This window comes from Streptomyces massasporeus (assembly GCF_014648995.1).
Lineage (GTDB): Bacteria > Actinomycetota > Actinomycetes > Streptomycetales > Streptomycetaceae > Streptomyces > Streptomyces massasporeus.
On sequence record NZ_BMSE01000021.1, the window covers coordinates 54,757 to 75,899 of the forward strand.

Annotated in this window: 22 protein-coding genes; 13 read left to right on the top strand and 9 right to left on the bottom strand. The window is 72.5% G+C overall.

What is annotated here, in order from left to right; genetic code table 11:
- The first annotated feature begins 421 nt into the window (after positions 1–421).
- The gene (locus IE153_RS33700; protein WP_189593521.1) at positions 422–3,424 is read left to right on the top strand and encodes an AfsR/SARP family transcriptional regulator; all 3,003 of its coding nucleotides are present in this window, start codon (positions 422–424) and stop codon (positions 3,422–3,424) included.
- On the opposite strand, the gene IE153_RS33705 is transcribed toward IE153_RS33700, so the two are convergent.
- Genes IE153_RS33705 through IE153_RS33715 form a run of 3 tightly spaced genes read right to left on the bottom strand, consistent with a single transcriptional unit; the run spans position 3,425 to position 6,654 of the window.
- Positions 3,425–5,170 carry a bifunctional 3'-5' exonuclease/DNA polymerase gene (locus IE153_RS33705; protein WP_189593522.1) on the bottom strand — a complete coding sequence of 582 codons (1,746 nt, stop codon included), beginning with the start codon at positions 5,168–5,170 and terminating at the stop codon, positions 3,425–3,427.
- A 52-nt stretch (positions 5,171–5,222) separates the two neighbouring features.
- Positions 5,223–5,963, bottom strand: a complete 741-nt coding sequence (locus IE153_RS33710; RefSeq protein WP_189593523.1) for a Clp protease N-terminal domain-containing protein — start codon at positions 5,961–5,963, stop codon at positions 5,223–5,225.
- Positions 5,964–6,021: 58 nt separating this feature from the next.
- Positions 6,022–6,654: a LysE family translocator gene (locus IE153_RS33715; RefSeq protein WP_189593524.1), complete on the bottom strand. Its 633-nt coding sequence runs from the start codon at positions 6,652–6,654 to the stop codon at positions 6,022–6,024.
- A gap of 164 nt (positions 6,655–6,818) precedes the next feature.
- Here IE153_RS33715 and IE153_RS33720 point away from each other — a divergent pair, with 164 nt between their 5' ends.
- Positions 6,819–7,919, top strand: coding sequence for a DUF2786 domain-containing protein (locus IE153_RS33720; RefSeq protein WP_189593525.1), 1,101 nt, complete (start codon positions 6,819–6,821; stop codon positions 7,917–7,919).
- Positions 7,920–7,943: 24 nt separating this feature from the next.
- Here IE153_RS33720 and IE153_RS33725 read toward each other — a convergent pair whose 3' ends face one another.
- The 4 genes from IE153_RS33725 to rpmB form a co-directional block, all read right to left on the bottom strand.
- Positions 7,944–8,471, bottom strand: coding sequence for a DUF4232 domain-containing protein (locus IE153_RS33725; protein ID WP_189593526.1), 528 nt, complete (start codon positions 8,469–8,471; stop codon positions 7,944–7,946).
- Positions 8,472–8,821: 350 nt separating this feature from the next.
- Complete coding sequence (locus tag IE153_RS33730) at positions 8,822–9,337, bottom strand: hypothetical protein (protein ID WP_438817972.1); 516 nt, start codon at positions 9,335–9,337, stop codon at positions 8,822–8,824.
- 136 nt (positions 9,338–9,473) lie between these two features.
- Complete coding sequence (gene rpsN / locus IE153_RS33735) at positions 9,474–9,779, bottom strand: 30S ribosomal protein S14 (RefSeq protein WP_185012381.1); 306 nt, start codon at positions 9,777–9,779, stop codon at positions 9,474–9,476.
- A complete protein-coding gene (gene rpmB / locus IE153_RS33740) occupies positions 9,779–10,015 on the bottom strand; it encodes a 50S ribosomal protein L28 (protein WP_185012382.1) in 237 nt (78 codons plus the stop codon). Before rpmB ends, rpsN begins: the two co-directional genes overlap by 1 nt.
- 64 nt (positions 10,016–10,079) lie before the next feature.
- Between rpmB and rpmG the strand changes: the two genes are divergently transcribed.
- The 5 genes from rpmG (at position 10,080) to IE153_RS33765 (ending at position 12,882) form a co-directional block, all read left to right on the top strand.
- On the top strand, positions 10,080–10,244 hold the full coding sequence (gene rpmG / locus IE153_RS33745; protein WP_030846000.1) for a 50S ribosomal protein L33: 165 nt from the start codon (positions 10,080–10,082) through the stop codon (positions 10,242–10,244).
- Between the two features lie 2 nt (positions 10,245–10,246).
- Positions 10,247–10,504, top strand: a complete 258-nt coding sequence (locus IE153_RS33750; protein WP_189593527.1) for a type B 50S ribosomal protein L31 — start codon at positions 10,247–10,249, stop codon at positions 10,502–10,504.
- 4 nt (positions 10,505–10,508) lie between these two features.
- Positions 10,509–11,711, top strand: coding sequence for a CobW family GTP-binding protein (locus tag IE153_RS33755; RefSeq protein WP_189593528.1), 1,203 nt, complete (start codon positions 10,509–10,511; stop codon positions 11,709–11,711).
- 6 nt (positions 11,712–11,717) lie between these two features.
- Positions 11,718–11,951, top strand: coding sequence for a 30S ribosomal protein S18 (rpsR, locus tag IE153_RS33760; protein ID WP_189593529.1), 234 nt, complete (start codon positions 11,718–11,720; stop codon positions 11,949–11,951).
- A gap of 712 nt (positions 11,952–12,663) precedes the next feature.
- Positions 12,664–12,882 (top strand): DUF397 domain-containing protein, encoded by a 219-nt coding sequence (locus IE153_RS33765; RefSeq protein WP_045296613.1) that lies wholly within the window; start codon positions 12,664–12,666, stop codon positions 12,880–12,882.
- Between the two features lie 92 nt (positions 12,883–12,974).
- On the opposite strand, the gene IE153_RS33770 is transcribed toward IE153_RS33765, so the two are convergent.
- Positions 12,975–13,490: an ATP-binding protein gene (locus IE153_RS33770; RefSeq protein ID WP_189593530.1), complete on the bottom strand. Its 516-nt coding sequence runs from the start codon at positions 13,488–13,490 to the stop codon at positions 12,975–12,977.
- Positions 13,491–13,821: 331 nt separating this feature from the next.
- Here IE153_RS33770 and IE153_RS33775 point away from each other — a divergent pair, with 331 nt between their 5' ends.
- The 6 genes from IE153_RS33775 to IE153_RS33800 all read left to right on the top strand — a co-directional run bounded on the left by IE153_RS33775 (position 13,822) and on the right by IE153_RS33800 (position 19,350).
- A complete protein-coding gene (locus IE153_RS33775) occupies positions 13,822–14,658 on the top strand; it encodes a Sco1979 family transcriptional regulator (protein ID WP_494402942.1) in 837 nt (278 codons plus the stop codon).
- Positions 14,659–14,776: 118 nt separating this feature from the next.
- Positions 14,777–16,240 carry an aldehyde dehydrogenase family protein gene (locus IE153_RS33780; protein ID WP_189593531.1) on the top strand — a complete coding sequence of 488 codons (1,464 nt, stop codon included), beginning with the start codon at positions 14,777–14,779 and terminating at the stop codon, positions 16,238–16,240.
- A gap of 124 nt (positions 16,241–16,364) precedes the next feature.
- Positions 16,365–16,916: a DinB family protein gene (locus IE153_RS33785; RefSeq protein WP_185012388.1), complete on the top strand. Its 552-nt coding sequence runs from the start codon at positions 16,365–16,367 to the stop codon at positions 16,914–16,916.
- Between the two features lie 10 nt (positions 16,917–16,926).
- Positions 16,927–17,568 (top strand): PadR family transcriptional regulator, encoded by a 642-nt coding sequence (locus tag IE153_RS33790; RefSeq protein ID WP_189593532.1) that lies wholly within the window; start codon positions 16,927–16,929, stop codon positions 17,566–17,568.
- Between the two features lie 73 nt (positions 17,569–17,641).
- Positions 17,642–18,592 (top strand): ATP-binding cassette domain-containing protein, encoded by a 951-nt coding sequence (locus IE153_RS33795; RefSeq protein ID WP_189593533.1) that lies wholly within the window; start codon positions 17,642–17,644, stop codon positions 18,590–18,592.
- A complete protein-coding gene (locus tag IE153_RS33800; RefSeq protein WP_189593534.1) occupies positions 18,589–19,350 on the top strand; it encodes an ABC transporter permease in 762 nt (253 codons plus the stop codon). The genes IE153_RS33795 and IE153_RS33800 overlap by 4 nt, the downstream gene beginning before the upstream one ends.
- Positions 19,351–19,728: 378 nt before the next feature.
- On the opposite strand, the gene gad is transcribed toward IE153_RS33800, so the two are convergent.
- On the bottom strand, positions 19,729–21,135 hold the full coding sequence (gene gad / locus IE153_RS33805; protein WP_189593535.1) for a glutamate decarboxylase: 1,407 nt from the start codon (positions 21,133–21,135) through the stop codon (positions 19,729–19,731).
- Positions 21,136–21,143: the final 8 nt, after the last annotated feature.

The window sequence follows — 21,143 nt, forward strand, 5'->3', positions numbered from 1 at the left end:
GGAGCGAGCGATTGAGTGGGCCCCGCCTGAGCGATTGGGAGGCCCCGCCGGGGCGATCGAGTCGGTCCGCCGGGGCGATCGAGTGGGCCCGCCGGAGCGATGGAGTGGGCCCCGGCCGATCACCTCTGCCGACCGGGACCCGGATCCGGCCGCGGCGGCGACACTCCCCCGAGTTGCGCGTCCAGACGCGCGCACCGCCGGGCCAGATCCGATGTAGTGATCACATCAGGCTTTGCCAACCGATCGCTAACATATGGCCAACGGTTCGCCGTTGAGTCGTCTCCCGATTGGCCGGAAGTCACTGAACCAAGGTCGAGGACGGCCAGGGCAGCGGCAGGTCCCGGTGGAACCGGTGGAAGCGAGGTGGCGGAAATTCGCTGCCCTCGGGTGGACATTCGGCACGGCGGGGGGCACGGGGGATATGCGGTTCGGGTTGCTGGGGCCGCCGGTGCTGTTCGATGACGCCAGGGAGGGCGACCGAGAGGACGGCCAGGCGGGTGGCTGGAATGATGCCCGGGCCATCGCGAGCCCCAAGTCCCGTGTGCTGCTCGCCGCATTGCTGCTCGACGCCGGACGGGTCGTCTCCGTCGAGTCGCTCAAGGACGCGTTGTGGGGCGGGGAGCCCCCCGCGTCCGCCCAGGCCTCGCTGCACAATCACATCACCCGGTTGCGGCGGCTGCTCGACGATCCCGGACGGCTGCGCACCGTGCCGTTGGGGTATGTGCTGCGGATCGACGAGGGCGAGTTGGACGTCCACGTCTTCGACGCCCACGTCACCGAGGCGCGTGCCGCACACGCCGGCCGGGACTGGCGGAGGGTCGTGCGCGAGTGCGCCGGCGCACTCGCCCTGTGGCGGGGCGCACCGCTCGCCGGGCTGCCGCCCGAGGTGGGCGGGTACGCCTTCGCGCAGCGGCTGTGCGAGGCCCGGCTGCTGCTTCTGGAGTGGCGCTACGACGCCGAGTTGGCGCTGGGAGGCCCGCGGCTGCACGAGCTGGTGCCGGAGCTGGCGGCGCTGACCGGCGAGTATCCGCTGCGGGAGGTGTACCACCGGCAGCTGATGCTCGCCCTGCACCGCACCGGCCGCCAGGCCGAGGCCCTGGCCGTCCACCGCGAACTGCGCACCCGCCTCGTCGGCCGGCTCGGCATCGAGCCCGGGGCCGGGGTCCGGGAGGCACACGTGGAGGTGCTGCGGGGAGCCGCGGGCGAAAGGGACTCCAAGGGCTCGAGGGACTCAAGGGACTCGAACGGCTCGGGCGAACCGGGCAGGCCGAATCCCTCGCCCGCCCAACTGCCCCCGCCCCCACCCCATTTCATCGGCCGCACCGCCGTACACGACACCCTGTACCGCACGCTCACCGCACCCGATCCGTACCCCACCGCCGTCATCAGCGGCATGGCGGGTGTCGGCAAGAGCGCCCTCGCGCTGCACGTCGCCCATCAGCTGGCGGAACGTTTCCCCGATGGTCAGCTTCACCTCCACCTGCATGGCGCCACCCCGGGCATGACCCCCCTCACTCCTGCTCAGGCCCTCACCACCCTGCTACGTGACCTCGGCACCGAGCCCTGCCGGATCCCCGAAGAGCCGGAGGCCGCGGCCGCGTTGCTGCGTTCGCTGCTCGCGCCGACCCGCACGCTCCTGGTGCTGGACGACGCCGCGAGTGCCGCGCAGGTACGGCCGCTGCTGCCGGGCGGTGCCGGCTGCGGGGTGATCGTCACCAGCCGTTCGCCGTTGACCGCCCTCGACGGTGCGGCCCGGTTCCCGCTCGCCCCGCTGTCGGACGAGGAGAGTGCTCAACTCCTGCGCAGGGCCTCGGGCCGCGACGGTCTGGACGGCACGGATGCCGCCCGGCTCCTCGTCGAACTCACCGGCCGGCTCCCGCTGGCCCTGCGGGTCGTCGCCGCGCGGCTCGCCGCCCGCCGGGCCCTGACCCCCGACGCGCTCGCCGGACAACTGGCCGCCGCCGAACTCCGGTTGCACCACCTGGAGTACGACGACCTGAGCGTCTGCCGCTCCCTGGCCGTCGCGCACGACGCGCTCGCCGCCTCCGAGCGCGAGGCCGACCGGGACGCGGCACGCACCCTGCGCCGTATCGGCGCGCTCGACCTGCCCACGTACGGCGCCCCCCTGCTCGCCCGCCTCGCGGGCACGGGCGAGCACAGCACCGAGGCCGCCCTGGACCGCCTCCTCGACGTGGCCCTGCTGGAGGAGACGACCTACGGCCGCTACGCACCGCACGACCTGGTCCGCGACTTCGCCCGTGAACGGGCCGGGGAGCAGGACACCGCCGGTATCGCCGAGACCGCGCTGCACTGGTACGCCGCCGTCGCCGAGCGGGTCCTCGCCGCGATCGTGGAACCCGGTCCCGACCGGGACGACCGCCGCCGACCCACCCCGAGCCAACCGGGCGGCCATGCGGCCCACGTCGAAACCGTCGCCCCCTTCGCCGGTGCAGAAGAGGCCTTCGCCTGGGGGGACAGGGAGCTGGAGAACGTCGTCGCCCTGGTCGCGCGGTACGCGGACGACCCCTCGGAGCAGCGCGCGGGCCTGGTCTCCACGCTCGCCCGGCTGATCTTCCCGTACGCCCATCGCCGCGGGCGCGTCGCCGAGATGGAGGTGCTCGGGCAGGCCGGCCTCCGGGTGGCCCGGCGGCTCGGTGACGCGGCGGCGGAGGCCTACGCGCTGGTCGACCTCGCCGGGCTGCACTTCCTGACCGGGCGGCAGAACGACGCCCTCGCCCTCAACGACAGCGCGCTCGCCATCTGGCGGCGGCTGGACCACCCCTCCTGGATCCGCCGCTGTCTCAACAACCGCGGACTGCTGCTGGACGGGCTCGGCCGGCGCGCCGAGGCGGGCGAAGCACTGGAGCGGAGCCTGGAGTACGCACGGCGGCTGGACGACCCGTACGGCGAAGCCGTCACCCACAGCCACCTCGGCAACCTCGTCGAGCACACCGACCCGCGGGCCGCCATCGAGCGGCACCGGCGTTCACTCGCCCTCGGGGACGAGATCGGCGCCGTGATCGTGCGGCACTCCGCGCACTGCAACATCGGGTACGCGCATCTGCGGCTCGGCCAACCGGCCGCCGCCCTGCCGCACTTCGAGGAGAGCCTGCGCATCCTCGGCGGGCACGGCGACTGGCACGGCGAGTCCCAGACCCGGCTCGGCCTGGTCCGGGCCCTGCGTCTGCTGGGGCGCGACGGGCGGGCCGCCCGCGAGTGCGCCGAGCTGCTGGGCCGGGCCGACGCCCGCGCCGACCGCTACACCGGCGCTCTCGCCCGCCACCAGCACGGGCTGCTGCTGCGCGAGCGGGGGCACATCGGCGAGGCGCGCGAGGAGTGGGGCTCCGCGCTGGCGGCACTGGAGGGCACGGACGAGCGGGCGGTGGTCAGGGAGCTGCGTGAGCTCCTGGCGCGTCCCGTCTGATCACTTGGCGTCCGCGTAGCACTCCACCACCGCCGTGGTGAACGGGAACCGCACCGGTGTGTCCCCGAAGGTCAGCCGGCCGGCCAGGTCCGCCGCCTCGCGGATCGCCGCCACGACCGCTTCCGTCTCCTCCTCGGGGCAGTGCACGATCACCTCGTCGTGCTGGAAGAAGACCAGCTCGGCCGCCAGCTCCGCGCAGGTCCTGCGCAGCGCGGCGAGCAGGAGCAACGCCCAGTCGGCGGCGCTGCCCTGGACGACGAAGTTGCGGGCGAAGCGGCCTCGGGCGCGGGCGTTGGTGGAGGCGTATCCGGGCACCCACTGCCCGCCGTCCGAATCGCCGTCCTCCCCGGAACCAGAACCGGAACCGGAGCCATAGCCGCCCCCGGAGCCGGAACCTTCGGCAGCCGTCGGGATGCCGGCCTCCTCGCTCGCGTCGTCCGTCCCCCGGGCCGCGGGCGGGCAGGTCCGGCCGAGCCAGGTGCGCACGAGCCGGCCCTCCTCACCGGCCCGGGCCGCGTCGTCGACGTACGCCACCGCCCTGGGGAAACGGCGTCGAAGCGCGGCGAGGTTCTTCAGACCGTCGCCGGAGGTCTGGCCGTAGACCGCGCCGAGCACGGCGAGTTTGGCCTGGGAGCGGTCGCCGGAGAAGGCGCGGTCGGAGACGGACTGGTACAGGTCGGTCTCCCGGCCGGCCACCTCCATCAGGCCGGGGTCGCGGGAGATCGCCGCGAGGACGCGCGGCTCCATCTGGTCGGCGTCGGCGACGACGAGCCGCCAGCCGGGGTCGGCGACCACGGCCCGCCGGATCACCTTGGGGATCTGGAGCCCGCCTCCGCCGTTGGTGACCCAGCGCCCGGTCACCGTCCCGCCCGCGAGGAACTCCGGCCGGAAGCGGCCCTCGCGGACCCAGTCCTGGAGCCAGGACCAGCCGTGGGCGACCCAGATGCGGTACAGCTTCTTGTACTCGATCAGGGGCTTCACGGCGGGGTGGTCGACCGACTGGAGCTCCCAGCGGCGGGTCGATGAGACCTTGATGCCGGCCTGGGAGAAGGCCTTGACCACGTCGGCGGGCAGATCGGGGCGGACGCGTCTGCCGAACGCGGCGGACACCTCGTCGGCCAGCTCGGCCAGGCGGCGCGGCTCGCCGCCGCCCGCGTACCGCTCGCCCAGCAGGTCCTGCAGCAACGCGCGGTGCACCTCGGCGCTCCAGGGCAGCCCGGCGCGGTTCAGCTCGGCGGCCACCAGCATGCCCGCCGACTCGGCGGCCGTCAGCAGCCGCATGCGGTCGGGGTGCTCGGCGCTCGCGTGCCGCCGCTGCTGCTCGGCGTAGACCGCGAGGAGGTCGGGCAGGGGCAGATGGACGCCCTGGGGCTCGAACAGCGAGGACTGGGAGCCCGGTTCGGCGGAGCGCTGCGGTGGGTCGGGAGGCACGGGGCCGCCGCGCAGCCGGGCCAGGGCGGCCGCGGCCGAGCGTGGTTCCCCGTACCGCCCCTCGTGGCCGAGGAGGAGGGTCTCGGCGGCCTCGATGTCGTAGCACCGCTCGGCTCGCACCCCCGTGGCGAGCAGCCGCGGGTAGACCTCGGCGGTGGACCGCCACACCCACCGCGTGACGTCGGGACGGCTCCGGACGGCCTCGGCGGGATCGGCCTCCCGCCGCACCGGGCCGGCGGGCAGCCCGTCCGGACCGAGGGGGGCGACGTCCACGCCACCGTCCTCGGCCGGAGCGAGTGCCCACCGGTCGGCCATGCTGCGAGTGTGCCAGGGGGGTCTGACAACGCCCTGCCGACGCGGGCGGCCGTCAGGACTCGTCCAGCACTTCCTTCTGCGCCTGCACGATCTTCTCCAGCACCGCCGCGACGTACCGCTCGGTCTGCTCCTTGCCGATGCCGAGGCCGCTGAGGACGCCGTCGCCGTTCTCGTGCTCCAGCAGCGCGAGCAGGATGTGCTCGGTGCCGATGTAGTTGTGGCCGAGGCGCAGGGCCTCGCGGAAGGTGAGCTCCAGGACCTTCTTGGCGGCCTGGCCGTACGGCACCAGCTCCGGGACCTCGTCGACGGCGGGCGGGAGCGCCGCCGTCGCCGCCTCGCGGACCGTGTCGAGCGGTACGCCCTGCTCGACGATCGCCTTCGCGGCGAGGCCCTCGGGTTCGGCCAGCAGCCCGAGGACGAGGTGTTCGGGCACGCCCTCGGCGTTGCGCGCGGCCCTGGACTCGTTGTGGGCGGTCATGACCACGTTCCGCGCGCGCACGGTGTAGCGGCTGAAGCCCTGGCTCGGGTCGAGGTCGGCCGACTCCTTCGGCACGAACCGCTTCTGGGCGGCCTGCCGTGTGACGCCCATGGACTTGCCGATGTCGGTCCAGGACGCGCCGGAGCGCCGGGCCTGGTCGACGAAGTGGCCGATCAGATGGTCGGCCACGTCGCCCAGGTGGTCCGCGGCGATCACCGCGTCCTGGAGCTGGTCCAGCGGCTCCTCGTGGACCTTCTTGATGGCCGCGATGAGGTCGTCGAGACGGATGGATGACGTGGTGTCGGGGTTCGCCATGTGTCAACCGTAGGTTGCGCCCCCAGGAGTGTCAACCGCAAGTTGACACCCGTTGCCGCTACTTCGGTGAGGTCGCCACCAGGCGCACCGCGAGCCCGGTGAAGACCGTCCCGGAGACGATGTTCACCCAGCGGTTCACCCGCGCGCTGCGCCGCAGGAACAGGGACAGCCGCCCCGAGGCCAGGCCCACGCTGCCGTCCCAGAGGAAGCCCATCACCGCGAGCGTGACGCCGAGCAGCAGCAACTGGTCCTGGACGTGGCCGAGTGTCGGGTCCACGAACTGTGGCAGGAACGCCACGTTGAAGAGGATCACCTTGGGGTTCAGCAGATTGGTGATCGCGCCCTGCCAGAACGCCCGGCGCATCCCCGGCCCCACCGCCCCGGTCTCCTCCTCGCCCGGCACCGACCGGTCGCGGAACGCCTTCACCGCCAGGTAGAGCAGATACGCCGCTCCCGCCCAGCGCAGCACGTGGTACAGCGTCGGCAGCGCCGTGAACAGGGCCGACAGGCCCAGGGCCGCCGCGACCGAGTGCACGAGCATCGCGCACGCCACCCCGAACGCGGCCATCACCCCGGCGGCGGGCCCACCCCGCCCGCCCATCGCCACGATGAACATCATGTCGGGGCCGGGGGTGACGCAGAGCGCGAAGGCGGCGACGAGGAACGCCGCGTACAGAGACATGTCCACCATGCGGGCCATGCTCGAAGACCCGCCGCGCGGGGGCGAGCCAATTCCGGGGAGTGAGACGTACGGGACCGTGGGCGCGGGTCCGGGGCCGACTCCGCAAGCGGGTCCGCGGGTCGCCCTTGCGGGGCCGGGCCGGCCCGGGCGTGCCGACATGGCACCATCGGCCCGTGAGTACGTCCACCACCGTCGACCGCGCGTTCGGAGCGGCCCTCTACGATTCCGGCGAGACGGCCCTCGACACCGGCGCGTCCCTGCTCGCCTCCGACCCGGCGGCGGACGCCGAACTCGACCGGCGTGGGGAGGAGTTCGTCGCGGCGGCCTGGCGGCGCGGCTGGCAGCCCGCCGACGTCGTACGGTTCGTGCGGCGCGAACTGGACGACGTCCACGTACTCCTCGTGGCCGCGCTGATCCGCGCGCAGGCACCCGGCGACGGACCCCGGGGTCACCGCTGGAACACGCAGCTCGCGGAACTCCCCGCCGACGCCCCGCCCCGCACCGACCGGTTCTCGTACGCCACCGCCGTGCTGGAGCTGTACCGCCTGCTGCTGCGGCTGCCCTCCCTGGAGGCCCTGGAGGAGGCGCCCGGGGAGGCGCGGACCGAGTCCCGCATGCTCACCCGCATCCGCGCCCTGCTCGCCAAGGCCGAAGCCACCGGGTTCCCGGAGGAGGCGGAGGCGCTCAGCGCCAAGGCGCAGGAGCTGATGGCCCGGCACAGCGTCGACGAGGCGCTGCTCGCGGCGCGGGCGCCGTCCCCGGACACCCCCGGGGCCTGCCGGATCGGGGTCGAGCCGCCGTACGAGCAGGCCAAGGCGGTGCTGCTGGACGCCGTCGCCGGCGCCAACCACTGCCGCGCGGTGTGGAACGAACCCCTCGGCTTCTCCACCGTCGTCGGTTTCGAAACCGACCTGGAGGCGGTCGAACTCCTCTACACCTCACTCCTGGTGCAGGCCACGACCGCGATGACGAAGGCGGAGGCCGCGCAGCGGGCGGGCGGCCGCAAGCGCACCAAGACGTTCCGGCAGTCGTTCCTCGCGGCCTACGCCCACCGCATCGGCGCCCGCCTGGCGGCGGCTGCCGAGACCCAGGTGACCGACGACCTGCTCCCGGTCCTCGCCTCCCGCGAGGTCGCCGTCACCGGGCGGCTGGACCGGATGTTCCCGGAGACGACCACGACCCGGCTGCGCGGGGTGCGGGACGCGGCGGGCTGGACGGAGGGCGCGCAGGCGGCGGACCGGGCCCAGGTCCGGCACCGGCCGCCGCTGCGCTGACCTGCCGTCGGGCGGTCGGTGCCGTCAGTCGCCCGAGGTCTCGAAGCCGCTCACCGAGGGCTTCTGGTCATCCGTCCAGTCGACCGCGCCGTACGACCAGGTCAGTTCGTGCGCCGTCCTGCTGTCGCCGGGCAGGGTGAAGGACGCCTTGTGCACGTCGAGGCTCTCCGCGGAGCCCGCCTCGCTGCGGACGTAGGTGATCGTGAAGGACGTGGTGCCGCCCTTCCCGAGGGTCAGCGACTGGGGCTTCGCGCCCTCGTCCGGAAGGACGGAGGTCGTCTTGTCGTCGGCCAGCAGGTCCACGCCGGGGAAGCCCTTCAGCGTGCACTGCGCGCCCTTGTTGGTGAGCGTCACGGTGACGGTGCCGGTGTCGCCGGCGGCCGGGGCGGTGGCGGCGCCGACCTCCACGCCCATGTCACCGAGCGCGCAGGCCGAATCGCTCGGCCGGTCCGCGTTCTTGACGTCGTCGCCACCGGACTTGTCGTCGCTGCAGCCGGTCAGCAGGACCGTCGCGGCGAGGGCGGCGGCCAGGGTGAGGGGGTAGGTGCGCATGAGGTCCTCTGGACGTGTCGAACGAAAGCGGCATCGGGCCCCTGGATCATCACGCACGCGACTGCCGCGGGGGCACGCACCCCCTACGATTCCCCCGAACGCCGGACGGGCCCTTGGGCTCGGGGTGATTCCCTGGACGCCCGGATGGGTCCTTGGGCTCGGGGTGATTCCCTGGACGCCCGGATGGGTCCTTGGGCCCCGGGTGATTCCCCGGACGCCGGACGGGCCCCTCGGCCCCGGGTGACTCTCCGGACGCCGGACGGGTCCCTCGGCCCCGGGTGACTCCCCGGACGCCGGACGGGCCGCGCTGCCCTCAGGCGATCCGCGGCCCGTCCGTACGCCGTCGGGTGTCAGCCGAGGCTCGCCGTCGGCAGTCCCGTCGGGAGCTTGCCGCCCTCGGTCTTCCGGTAGGTCTCCGCGCCGAGGCCGCCCTCCCAGGTGACCTTGAGGCTGCTCCCGTTCACGGAGTCGACCATGCCGGTCGCCCGGTCCTTGGAGCCGTCCGTGCACTTCAGGCGGATCATGCGCATCCCGGACTCCTCGCCCGCGGTGCCGCTGCACACGCTCCCGCCGGTGCCGAACAGGGCGGCCTGCTTTCCGGTGATCACCAGGGCCACGGCCTTGCCGTCGGTCGTCGCGAGCCAGCTGCCCGCCAGCTCGCCGCCTGCCGAGTCCCCGGAACCGGACCCGGAGTCGCCGCCCGTACCGGCGGACGCCGAGGCGGACGGGGACGCGCTGGAGGCCGAGTCGTCGCCCGAACCGCCGTCGCTGCTGCACGCGCTCAGCACGAGCACGCCCGCCAGCCCCGCGGCCGCCGCCGCGACGCGCACGGCGCCGGAGTGGCGCGAGAAGATCACCGAAGTCACTGCAAGCCCCCAAGCTGTAGCCGGCCGACCGACCCGGACGGCACCGGCCGGCCTCCTGGCCGGAACGACCGCAGCAAGCTACCAGGGCCCGTCAAGGGCCCCCGGGGTCGCCTCGCACCAGGACGACGGCCGCCTCTCACCAGGACGACTTGCGCACCCCGGGCAGATACCCCGCGTGCGCCTGCTCCCGCAGACTCACCCGGGACAGCCCGAACGCCCGGAAGTAGCCGCGCGGCCGACCGTCGACGCCGTCGCGGTTGCGCACGCGCGTGGCGCTCGCGTCGCGCGGCTGCCTGCGCAGCTCCGCCTGTGCGGCGAGCCGTTCGGCCTCCGTCGACGACGGCCGCCGGATGATCTCCTTCAGTTCGGCCCGCCGGGCGGCGTACCGCGCGACGACCTCCTGGCGCCTGTCGTTCTTCGCGATCTTGCTCTTCTTGGCCATCAGACCCTCACTCCCCGGGCGCGGATCCGGGCGACGGCCGCCTCGATCCCGATCGTGTCGACAGTCTTGATCCCCTTGGTGCTGAGCCGGAGCCGTACGTGCCGGCCCTCGCTCGGCAGCCAGTAACGCTTGGACTGGATGTTGGGGTCGAACCGGCGCGACGTGCGCCGGTGGGAGTGCGAGATGCGGTTGCCGAAGCCCGGCCGGGTGCCGGTCAGCATGCAGTGCGCGGACATGGGTGGTGACGTACCTCTCTGCTCAGGTAGTGGAAATGGATTTCATTTTCAGTATCATAGCGGCATGGCACGCAACGAACTCCGTCCGGTCATCAAGCTCCGGTCCACCGCCGGGACCGGCTTCACCTACGTGACCCGCAAGAACCGCCGCAACGACCCGGACCGCATGACCCTGCGCAAGTTCGATCCGGTCGCCGGCCGCCACGTCGACTTCCGAGAGGAGCGCTGACCATGCGCCAGGGAATCCACCCGGAGTACGGCCCCGTCGTCTTCCGCGACCGTGCCGCGAACTACGCCTTCCTCACCCGCTCGACCCTGTCCGCCACGGCGAGCGAGAAGACCGTCGAGTGGGAGGACGGCAACATCTACCCGGTCGTCGACGTCGAGATCTCCGACGTGAGCCACCCCTTCTACACCGGCACGGCCCGCGTCCTGGACACCGCCGGCCGCGTGGAGCGCTTCGAGCGCCGGTACGGAAAGAAGGGCTGATCCCGTGGCTGTCCCTCCCGGTCTCCCCGTCGTGATCGTCGGCGGGCTGCACGCCGACGCCCGCAGGGCGGCCGTCGCGCGGCTGCTCGCCGACGTCCCCGGCAGTGTCGTCCTCCACCACGACCTGGCGACGGCCGCCGCGGGCACCGTCGTACGGACCATCAGGGACGCCTCCGGCATCCTCGACGCGGGGGAGGCGCCGCTGGTCAACGACTGCGCGTGCTGCGCCCTGCGCGAGGACCTGGTGCCGGAGCTGGAGCGGCTGCGGGACGCCGGCGGCACCCGGCTCGCCGTCGTCGAGCTGTGGGACTCGGTCGAGCCCAAGGCCATGGCCGAGGTCGTCACGGCCGGCGGGCTCACCGTCACCGGTGTGATCACCGCCGTCGACCCGGCCCTGGTCCTGCCGTTCCTCGGCAACGGCGACGACCTGGCCGACGGCGGTCTCGCCGCGGCCGCCACCGACCAGCGCACGGTCGCCGACACCTTCGCGCGCCAGCTGGAGTACGCCCCCGTCCTCGCGGTCGCCGATTCCCCGGAGGCCGACGACGAGGACCGCGAACTGCTCGCGCAGCTGCACCCGACGGCCCGCCGGGTCCCGATCGGCCAGGCTGCCCCCGCGGACCCGCTCGATGACGGTCTGACGGTGCCGACCCCGCGCCTGCGTCCGCTCTCCCCGCTGGCCCGGGCCGCCCTGGCCGGCTTCGACGTGGAGGCGGCCGCCGCCGCCCAGCACCCGGCCTGCGCCCTGCTGCCCGCCGAGGCCGACGCGCACGGCGTCTCGACGCTGGTCTGGAACCGGCGCCGCCCCTTCCACCCGGAGCGGCTGTACGCCGCGCTGGAGGACCTGACCTGCGCGGCCGCCCGCAGCCGGGGCCGCTTCTGGCTCGCCGACAAGCCCGACACGCTGTTCCACTGGGACGCGGCGGGCGGCGCCCTGTGCGTGGAGAGCGCGGGCCCCTGGCTGGCCTCCCTGCCGGACGCTGCCTGGGAGATGGTCCCGCCGGTGCGCCGGGCCGCCGCCGCACTGGACTGGGACGCCGAGCACGGCGACCGCTGCCAGCACCTCGTCTTCACCTCGCCCGGCCTCGACCGGGACGGCCTGGAGCGGCTGCTGGAGTCCTGCCTGCTGACCGACGCCGAGTACGCCGCCGGGCGCGACGCCTGGCAGCGGCTGCCGCACGCCTTCGACACCCTCCTGGAGGTCTGACCCCCCATGCCGCGCAAGCCCGACCGCAAACCCGCCAAGGACCGGCCCAACCCCCTGGACCGGGCCGGGATCACGTACATCGACTACAAGGACACCGAGCTGCTGCGGAAGTTCATCTCCGACCGCGGCAAGATCCGCAGCCGCCGGGTCACCCGGGTGTCGTCCCAACAGCAGCGGCAGCTGGCCAAGGCGATCAAGAACGCGCGCGAGACGGCGCTGCTGCCGTACGCCACCCGCTGAGCGGGTCCGGACAGGGTGAGGTTCCCCACGCTTGACGGGTGGGGGCCTCCCGCCCATGTCGTGATTGGGCCGGACCGCCCCCGTCGGCCGACGGGGGCGGCAGGGGTCGCGACGGGCCGTCGGGACCGGCCGGACACCGGTCGGACACCGGTCGGGCCTGCCGGGCGGCGGTCGTCGTCCGGGCGGTCCGGGACGCGTGCCGCGCGGGTCGTCCGGGGCCGAACGCCGAGCGGGTGTCCGGCGATGGTCCGAGCACCGCACCGGCAGGGAGGACGACCCGCATCTCCTGCGACCGGCCCATTTCTCCCCGTCCTCGCAGGCCGCAGCGGTCTTCCGGATGCCGGTCGGCCAGTCGAACGGCCGTCCCCCCGTCCCGCGCCTCAGCTCCCGCTTCTCCGGCGCGGCCCCGCCGCGGCCGTCCCGCACCGCCGCCGAGCGGATGCTCCGCCTCCACCGGACCTCCCCGAATCCGGCGACTTCGTCGCAGGCCACCGGGAACGAGCGGCGGGGCGGGGCCGTCAAACAGTCGAGAGCTTCGGTAAAGCGGTCGTCAAAGCTGTAACCGCGGGACCACCCCGCGTGCACGTGCATCTGCCCATGCATCTGCACATGAACAGGGCTATGATCCGGGTCAGTTGACCACTGCACCAATGGCCACACCAGCCAGTGCACCACCGGGGAGCGACCTGTGGATCACGACGCGTACAACGGTATGGCGGCCGCCGGGCTGCACGGTGTGGCCTGGCAGAAGAGCCGGCACAGCAACTCGCAGGGCTCGTGCGTGGAGTTCGCCCGGCTGCCGGGAGGCGACGTGGCCGTGCGCAACTCGCGCTTCCCCGACGGTCCCGCGCTGGTCTACACCCGTGCGGAGATCGAAGCGATGCTGCTGGGCGTGAAGGACGGCGAGTTCGACCATCTGGTGGGCGGCTGACGATCCGCTGGGCCCCGGAGGAAACGGGGTAATCCGTACTTAACGCGCGGTGACGCGCGTAGAACCGCGACGCGAGGAAGCGCCGCGGTTTCTCATTCGCCGGCCGTCCGTGAACCGGTCCGCGGAAGCCGGAACAGCGCCCAGACCACCTTGCCGTCGAGCGCGCCCGCGAGCGGGTGCCAGCCCCAGCTGTCGCTGAAGGAGTCGACGAGGAACAGCCCGCGGCCCGACTCGGCCGAGAAGTCGTCGGTCTCCCGGGCGACCGGGCTGTCGTGACTGGGGTCGCGCACCGCGCACACCAGTCGCTCGGCCCACCGCATCAGGTGCAGCCGCACGGCGGCTTCACGGCCGCCGGTGCACGCGTCGGCCGCCGGAAGGCCGTGCCGCAGGGCGTTGGTGACGAGTTCCGAGACCACCAGACAGACGTCGTCGAACCGCTCGCCCATGTCCCACTGGTCGAGGGTTCTGCGGGTGAACTGCCGTGCCTCGCGCACCGCTTCGTAGCGGGCGGGCAGAGCGCAGGAGGCGGCGTCGGACACGGCCGCGGGATCCAGCGGCGGAAGGCCCTGCCGTAACGGCTCGAGCATGGTCGATCCATTCGTCCCCATGCGAGGCACTCCCGGGAATTCGCGGTCGGTGCGATGCGGCGGTGGTGCGGGACCATGGTTTCGGATGCGTACAGCAGATGCAAGGGCAGATGCACGTGCACGTGACCGGAATGCGATGTCCCGTACCGCTTGTTGGTCAATTTTTCCGTCATCTTCAGGTCCCTCTTTGGCCGTTCACTTGCCTTCTTCTTGCTCCCGCGCGCGAGCGTCGACCGTCTCGATTCCGTTTCCGTAACCGGACGAGTACTGCTCGGAGTGTTTTAGTGGCAGACTGCGGCCCCTGAAGACGTTGGGGAGGCTGGCGAACGTGAGCGCGGGAGAGCCGGGATCGGTGGTGCGGCGCATGCTGCTCGGATCACAACTCAGGCGACTGCGTGAGGCGCGGGGCATCACGCGCGAGGCGGCGGGCTATTCGATCCGCGCCTCCGAGTCGAAGATCAGCCGGATGGAGTTGGGCCGGGTGAGCTTCAAGACCAGAGACGTCGAGGACCTGCTCACCCTGTACGGCATCACGGACGAACAGGAACGCGCCTCCCTGCTGTCGCTGGCGAAGGAGGCCAACGTCGCCGGGTGGTGGCACAGTTACTCGGACGTGCTGCCCAGCTGGTTCCCGACCTACGTCGGCCTGGAGGGCGCCGCCTCGCTGATCCGGGCGTACGAGGTGCAGTTCGTGCACGGCCTGCTGCAGACCGAGGCGTACGCCCACGCGGTGGTCCGGCGGGGCATGCAGGGCGCGAGCGAGGCCGACGTCGAGCGCCGGGTCGCGCTGCGTCTGGAGCGCCAGAAGCACCTCGTCGACGAGCGCGCGCCCGACTTCCACATCATCCTGGACGAGGCCGCGCTGCGTCGCCCGTACGGCGACCGCGAGGTGATGCGGGGCCAGCTCCAGCACCTCATCGAGATCTCCGAGCGGCCCAACGTGCGCCTCCAGGTGGTGCCGTTCAGCCTCGGCGGCCACTCCGGCGAAAGTGGCGCGTTCACGATCCTCAGCTTCCCGGAGTCCGACCTGTCGGACGTCGTCTACCTGGAGCAGCTCACCAGCGCGCTGTACCTGGACAAGGCCGAGGACGTCGCCCAGTACGAGAAGGCGCTCAAGGAGCTCCAGAGCGACAGCCCGGGCCCCTCGGAGAGCCGGGACCTTCTCCGCGGACTCCTCCAGCTCTCCTGAAGGAGCCCTCCGAGTCTCCCGAAGGACCCCTCCAACTCGCCTGAAACACAAGTACGATGACGTGTGATCAGATCGTGAAGGCGCGATCAGGGGTCTGCTTAGGGATCGAGGGATCACATTGTCGTCGTCCTGCTTCACCGACCTTGCACAGCAGTACATCGACGGTGAGTGGCGCCCGGGCACCGGTTCCTGGGACATCATCGACTTCAACCCGTACGACGACGAGAAGCTCGCGTCGATCACCATAGCCACGGCCGACGAGGTCGATCAGGCGTACCGGGCGGCGGCCCGCGCCCAGAAGCAGTGGGCCGCGACCAACCCCTACGCCCGCCGGGCGGTCTTCGAGAAGGCGCTGCGCCTGATCGAGGAGCGCGAGGCCGAGATCTCCGAGGCCATCATCGCCGAGCTCGGCGGCACGCGCCTGAAGGCCGCCTTCGAGCTGCACCTCGCCAAGGAGTTCCTGCGCGAGGCGGTCCACCTGGCGCTGGCCCCCGAGGGCCGGATCATCCCCTCGCCGGTGGACGGCAAGGAGAACCGCGTCTACCGCGTGCCGGTCGGCGTCGTGGGCGTGATCAGCCCCTTCAACTTCCCGTTCCTGCTGTCGATCAAGTCCGTCGCCCCGGCGCTCGCGCTCGGCAACGCCGTGGTGCTCAAGCCGCACCAGAACACCCCGATCGTGGGCGGCTCCCTGGTCGCGAAGCTCTTCGAGGACGCGGGGCTGCCCGGCGGGCTGCTGAACGTCGTCATCACGGACATCGCGGAGATCGGCGACGCCTTCATCGAGCACCCGGTCCCCAAGGTCATCTCCTTCACCGGTTCCGACGCCGTCGGCCGGCACGTGGCGACCGTCTGCGCCCGGCAGTTCAAGCGCTCCGTCCTCGAACTGGGCGGCAACAGCGCGCTGGTGGTCCTCGACGACGCCGACGTCGACTACGCCGTCGACGCGGCGGTCTTCAGCCGGTACGTCCACCAGGGCCAGGTCTGCATGGCCGCCAACCGGGTCCTCGTGGACCGGTCGGTCGCGGACGAGTTCACCGAGAAGTTCGTCGCCAAGGTCAAGACCCTCAAGACGGGCGACCCGCGCGACCCGGAGACCGTCATCGGCCCGGTCATCAACTCCTCGCAGGCGGACGCCGTTTCCGGCGTGGTCGAGCAGGCCCTCGCCGAGGGCGCCACGGCCCTGGTGCGCGGCGGGCGGACCGACAACCTCGTCGAGCCGTCCGTGCTGACGGACATCCCCGCCGACTCCGCGCTGCTCCGGCAGGAGGTCTTCGGGCCGGTCGCGTTCCTGGTCCCGTTCGACGGCGAGGAGGAGGCCGTACGTCTCGTCAACGACACCCCGTACGGCCTGAGCGGTGCCGTCCACACCGGGAACATCGAGCGGGGTGTGGCGTTCGCCAAGCAGATCGACACGGGCATGTTCCACGTGAACGACGGCACCGTCCACGACGAGCCGATCGTCCCCTTCGGCGGTGAGAAGCACTCGGGCATCGGCCGGCTCAACGGCGACACGATGCTGGACTCGTTCACCACGACCAAGTGGATCTCGGTGCAGCACGGCCGGAGCGGGTTCCCCTTCTAGAACCTTTCGGCTTCCATGACCTTTCGGCGCGCCCGGGCCCTTGCGGACAGAACCTGACCGCAAGGGCCCGTAGCTTGGTCGGTGTCGGGGGAGAGGCCCCCTGACCAGGCGAAAGGCGGCGTTCATGGTCACTCACGTTCCGGCGGAGGCACACGGGGACGAGCGCGGGGCGCTCCTGTCCTTCATCGCCGAGCAGCGCGGAGGGGTCCGCCGGGCGGTGCTCGGGCTGACGGACGAGCAGGCCTCGTCGCGGCCGAGTGCGAGCGAGCTGTCCCTCGCCGGGCTGGTCAAGCACGTCGCCGAGGTCGAGCAGATGTGGATCTCCCTGGCCAAGGGCGAGCCGCCGGCCGTCGTGCGGGACCAGACCAACTGGCACGAGTGCTTCCGGCTGGTCGAGGGCGAGACGGTCGAGTCGCAGCTGGCGTACTGGGAGAAGGTCGCCGCCGAGACGGAGGCCTACATCCGCTCGGTGCCGAGCCTCGACGACACCTTCGCGCTGCCGGCGCAGCCCTGGTTCCCGCCGGACGGCCGGGTCTCGCACCGCTGGCTCTGCCTCCACCTCATCCGCGAGACGGCCCGGCACGCCGGTCACGCCGACATCGTCCGCGAGTCCCTGGACGGCAGGACCGCCTTCGAGCTGGTGGCCGAGGAGCAGCGGGCGGTGGCCGAGGCATAGCCTTGGCCGCATGTCAACGATCCGCCTCCTCGTGCTCGGCGCGGTCCGTATGCACGGGCGGGCCCACGGCTACCAGGTGCGTAACGACCTGGAGTACTGGGGCGCGCACGAGTGGTCCACCGCCAAGCCCGGCTCGATCTACCACGCCCTCAAGCAGATGGCGAAGCAGGGGCTGCTGCACGCGCACGAGATCGCCCCCTCCACGGCCGGCGGCCCGCCGCGCACGGAGTACGAGATCACCGGGCAGGGCAACGAGGAGTACTTCCGGCTGCTGCGGGAGGCGCTGGTCACCTACGACCAGCGCGGGGACATGAAGACGGCCGCCGTCGGCTTCGTCGTCGACCTGCCGCGTGCCGAGGCGGTCGCGCTGCTGAAGGAGCGGACTCTGCGGATCGAGCAGTGGCGGGCCGCCGTCCTGGAGCACTACGTGCCCGAGGAGGGGCCGGGGCAGCTCGGGCACATCGGCGAGATCATGAACATGTGGGTCCACACGGCCGACTCGGAGGCCGAGTGGACCCGCGGTCTCATCGAGCGCATCGAGGGCGGTGCCTACACCTTCGCCGACGAGGGCGATCCGTTCGTCGGCGTCCTGGCGGAGGACGAGGAGAACCCGTACGCGACGGGGGAGCGGCACCCCGGGGACACCCACTAATCAAGTTTGACGAATGGCTCGGACGGGTTTACGTTTGCGCTTGTAGTCAAGTTTGACTAGCGAGGGAGACTCAGTGGCCGACACGGCGATCACCGTCGAAGGCGCGGAGAAGACGTACGGCGACAAGAAGGCGCTCGACGGGCTCGACCTCACGGTCGCGCGCGGCACGGTGCACGGAGTGCTCGGCCCGAACGGCGCCGGCAAGACCACCCTGGTGAGGGTCCTGTCCACCCTGCTGCGGCCCGACGCGGGCCGCGTCGAGGTGGCCGGGCACGACGTGGTGCGCGAGGCGTACGCCGTGCGGCTGCGCATCGGCCTGCTCGGCCAGCACGCCGCGCTCGACGAGGAGCTCGGCGGCCGGCAGAACCTGGAGCTGTTCGGCCGGCTGCACCACCTGGGGGCGAGGCGGGCACGCGCGCGTGCCGGGGAACTCCTGGAGCGCTTCGACCTGACCGACACCGGCCGCAAGGCGGTCCGGCAGTACAGCGGGGGCATGCGGCGCCGCCTGGACCTGGCAGCCTCCCTGATCACCGAGCCGGAGGTGCTGTTCCTGGACGAGCCGACCACCGGCCTCGACCCGCGCGGCCGCGCCGAGGTGTGGGCGTCCGTCCGCTCCCTGGTCGGCGGCGGCACGACGGTCCTGCTGACCACGCAGTATCTGGAGGAGGCCGATCAGCTCGCCGACCGCATCTCGGTCGTCGACGCCGGCCGGGTCATCGCCGAGGGCACGGCGGACGAGCTGAAGGCCGAGACCGGCGGCGACCGTATCGACGTGACCCTGCGGCACGCCGGCCAACTGGGTGCCGCCGTCGCCCTGTTGCCCCTCACCGGGGTCAGCGTCGACGCCGACCGGCGACTGCTGAGCGCGCCGGTGACCGACCGCATGGAGGCGCTCTCCGGGGTCGTACGGGCCTTGAAGGAGGCCGGGATCGAGGCGGAGGACGTCGCGCTGCGCCGCCCGACGCTGGACGAGGTGTTCCTGCACCTCACCGGGGACGACCGCCGAGTGAAGGAGGCCGCGTGACCGCATACGCCCTGACCGACTCCTGGACCATGACCCGCCGGGAACTCGCCCGCTGGGGGCGGCAGCCCGTCCAGCTCGTCGTCAACCTGATCTTCCCGGTGATGCTGCTGCTGATGTTCGGCTACCTGGTCGGCGGCGGCCGGGGGGTGAGCGGCGAGTACCGCGACTACCTGATCCCCGGCATGCTCGCGCTCACCATGGCCTTCGGCCTGGAGGGCACGATGCTCGCCGTCACGCAGGACCTCAACAAAGGCGTGATCGACCGCTTCCGCTCGATGCCCATGGCCAACGGGGCGGTGCTGGTGGGCCGTTCGGCCGCCGACATGCTCCAGTCGGCGCTCGCCCTGGTCGTGCTCATCGGAGTCGGCGCCGCGCTCGGCTGGCGTCCCGGCGGCGGCCCGACGGCCCTCCTCGGGGCGATGGGCCTGCTGCTCCTGTTCCGGTTCGCCATGCTGTGGATCGGCATCCACCTGGCCCTGGTGGCGGGCAGGCCCGAGATGGTCCAGGCCGTGCAGATCCTGGTCTGGCCGGTCGGCTTCCTGTCCAACGCCCTGGCCACCCCCGGCTCGATGCCCGGCTGGCTGGGCACGGCCGTCGAGTGGAACCCGATGTCCCACACGGCCACGGCCGTCCGCGACCTGCTCGGCGTACCCGGCACGGAATCCGGCCACACATGGGCCGCGATCATCTGGCCCCTGGCCCTACTGGCGGTGTTCTTCCCCCTGGCGGTACGCAGGTTCGCCCGACTGAGCCGCTAGCCCTGGCGGGCCGGGGTGCCGGGCGGTTGGGCCGCCGGCCCGGGAGCGGGGCGGGGTGTCGGGTGGTTGAGCCGCCGGCCCCGGCAGGCGGGAAGCCCGGCGGCCCGACCCACCCGCTCAGGCAGGGGGGTACCGCGGCTGAGCCGCTGGCCCCGGCAGGCGGTAGGGGCGGTTGGGTCGCCGGCCCGGGAAGGCGACGTACCGGCGGCCTGCCCGCCCGCCCTGGCAGGCGACGTGCCTGCGGGCGGGCCCCTGGCTCCGGCTGGGGAGGTACGGGGCGGCGGAGCCGCTGGTCCCGGCAGGCGGTAGGGGTAGTGGGGCCGGTGGCCGGGCAGGCGACCTACCGACCGCCTGCCCGTCGCCCCCGGCAGAGCAGCGCTAGTGGTGGAAGCTCGTCGCCGCGCCCCTGTCCTCCGTCAGCGGGCGTGGCTGTCGGCGCAGGTCAGGCAGCAGCCGCTCCAGGTCCTGCGCGAGCAGATCCGCGAGGTCGGCGGAGAAGCCGTTGCGGCACACCACCCGCAGCACGGACAGGTCCTCCCGGTTGGCCGGGAAGGTGTACGCGGGCACCAGCCAGCCGCTCTCGCGCAGTCGCCGGGAGACGTCGAACACGTCGTACGCCGTCACGTCCGGCGCGGTCGTGAAGGCGAACACCGGCAACTCGTCGCCCCGGGTCAGCAGGTGGAAGTCGCCGAGCGCCTCGACCCGCCCGGCCAGCTCCGTCGCCACGTCGCGCGCGGCCTGCTGCACGGCCCGGTAGCCCTGCCGGCCCAGCCGCAGGAACGTGTAGTACTGCGCCACGACCTGTGCGCCGGGCCGGGAGAAGTTCAGCGCGAACGTCGGCATGTCGCCGCCCAGGTAGTTCACCCGGAACACCAGCTCCTCCGGCAGCGCCTCCGCGTCCCGCCACAACGCCCAGCCGACACCCGGGTAGACCAGCCCGTACTTGTGCCCCGAGGTGTTGATCGACGCCACTCTCGGCAGCCGGAAGTCCCACACCAGGTCCTCGTCGAGGAACGGCGCGACCATGGCCCCGGACGCCCCGTCCACGTGCACCGGGACGTCCAGCCCGGTCCGTTCCTGCAACCCGTCGAGCGCCGCGCACAGCTCCGCGATCGGCTCGTAGGACCCGTCGAAGGTGGAGCCCAGGATCCCGACGACCCCGATGGTGTTCTCGTCGCACAGCTCGGCCGCGGCCTGTGGGTCCAGGTGGAACCGTTCGCCCTCCATGGGCACCAGCCGGGCCTCCACCTCCCAGAAGTTGCAGAACTTCTCCCAGCAGACCTGCACGTTCACGCCCATCACCAGGTTGGGCCGCGCCCCGGGGTAACGGTCGGCGTTGCGCTGGGCCCAGCGCCGCTTCAGCGCCATCCCGGCGAGCATGCACGCCTCGCTCGACCCGGTCGTCGAACACCCCACGGCACTCGCCGGATCGGGCGCGTTCCACAGGTCGGCGAGCATCGCCACGCAGCGCCGCTCCAGCTCGGCGGTGCGCGGGTACTCGTCCTTGTCGATCATGTTCTTGTCGCGGCACTCCGCCATCAGGATCCCGGCCTCGGGCTCCATCCAGGTGGTGACGAAGGTGGCGAGGTTCAGCCGGGCGTTGCCGTCGAGCATCAGCTCGTCGCGCACCAGCTGGTGGGCGGTCGCCGGTGCCATGGGCTGGTCCGGGAGCCGGTGCGTGGGCGGGGCCTCGGCCATGTCCCCGAGCGGGTTGGCGGGGCCGTAGAAGGGGTTGACGGACAGGCGGCGTTCGCCGGTCCGGGGGGTGCCTTCGCTGAACGGCATGGGGGCCT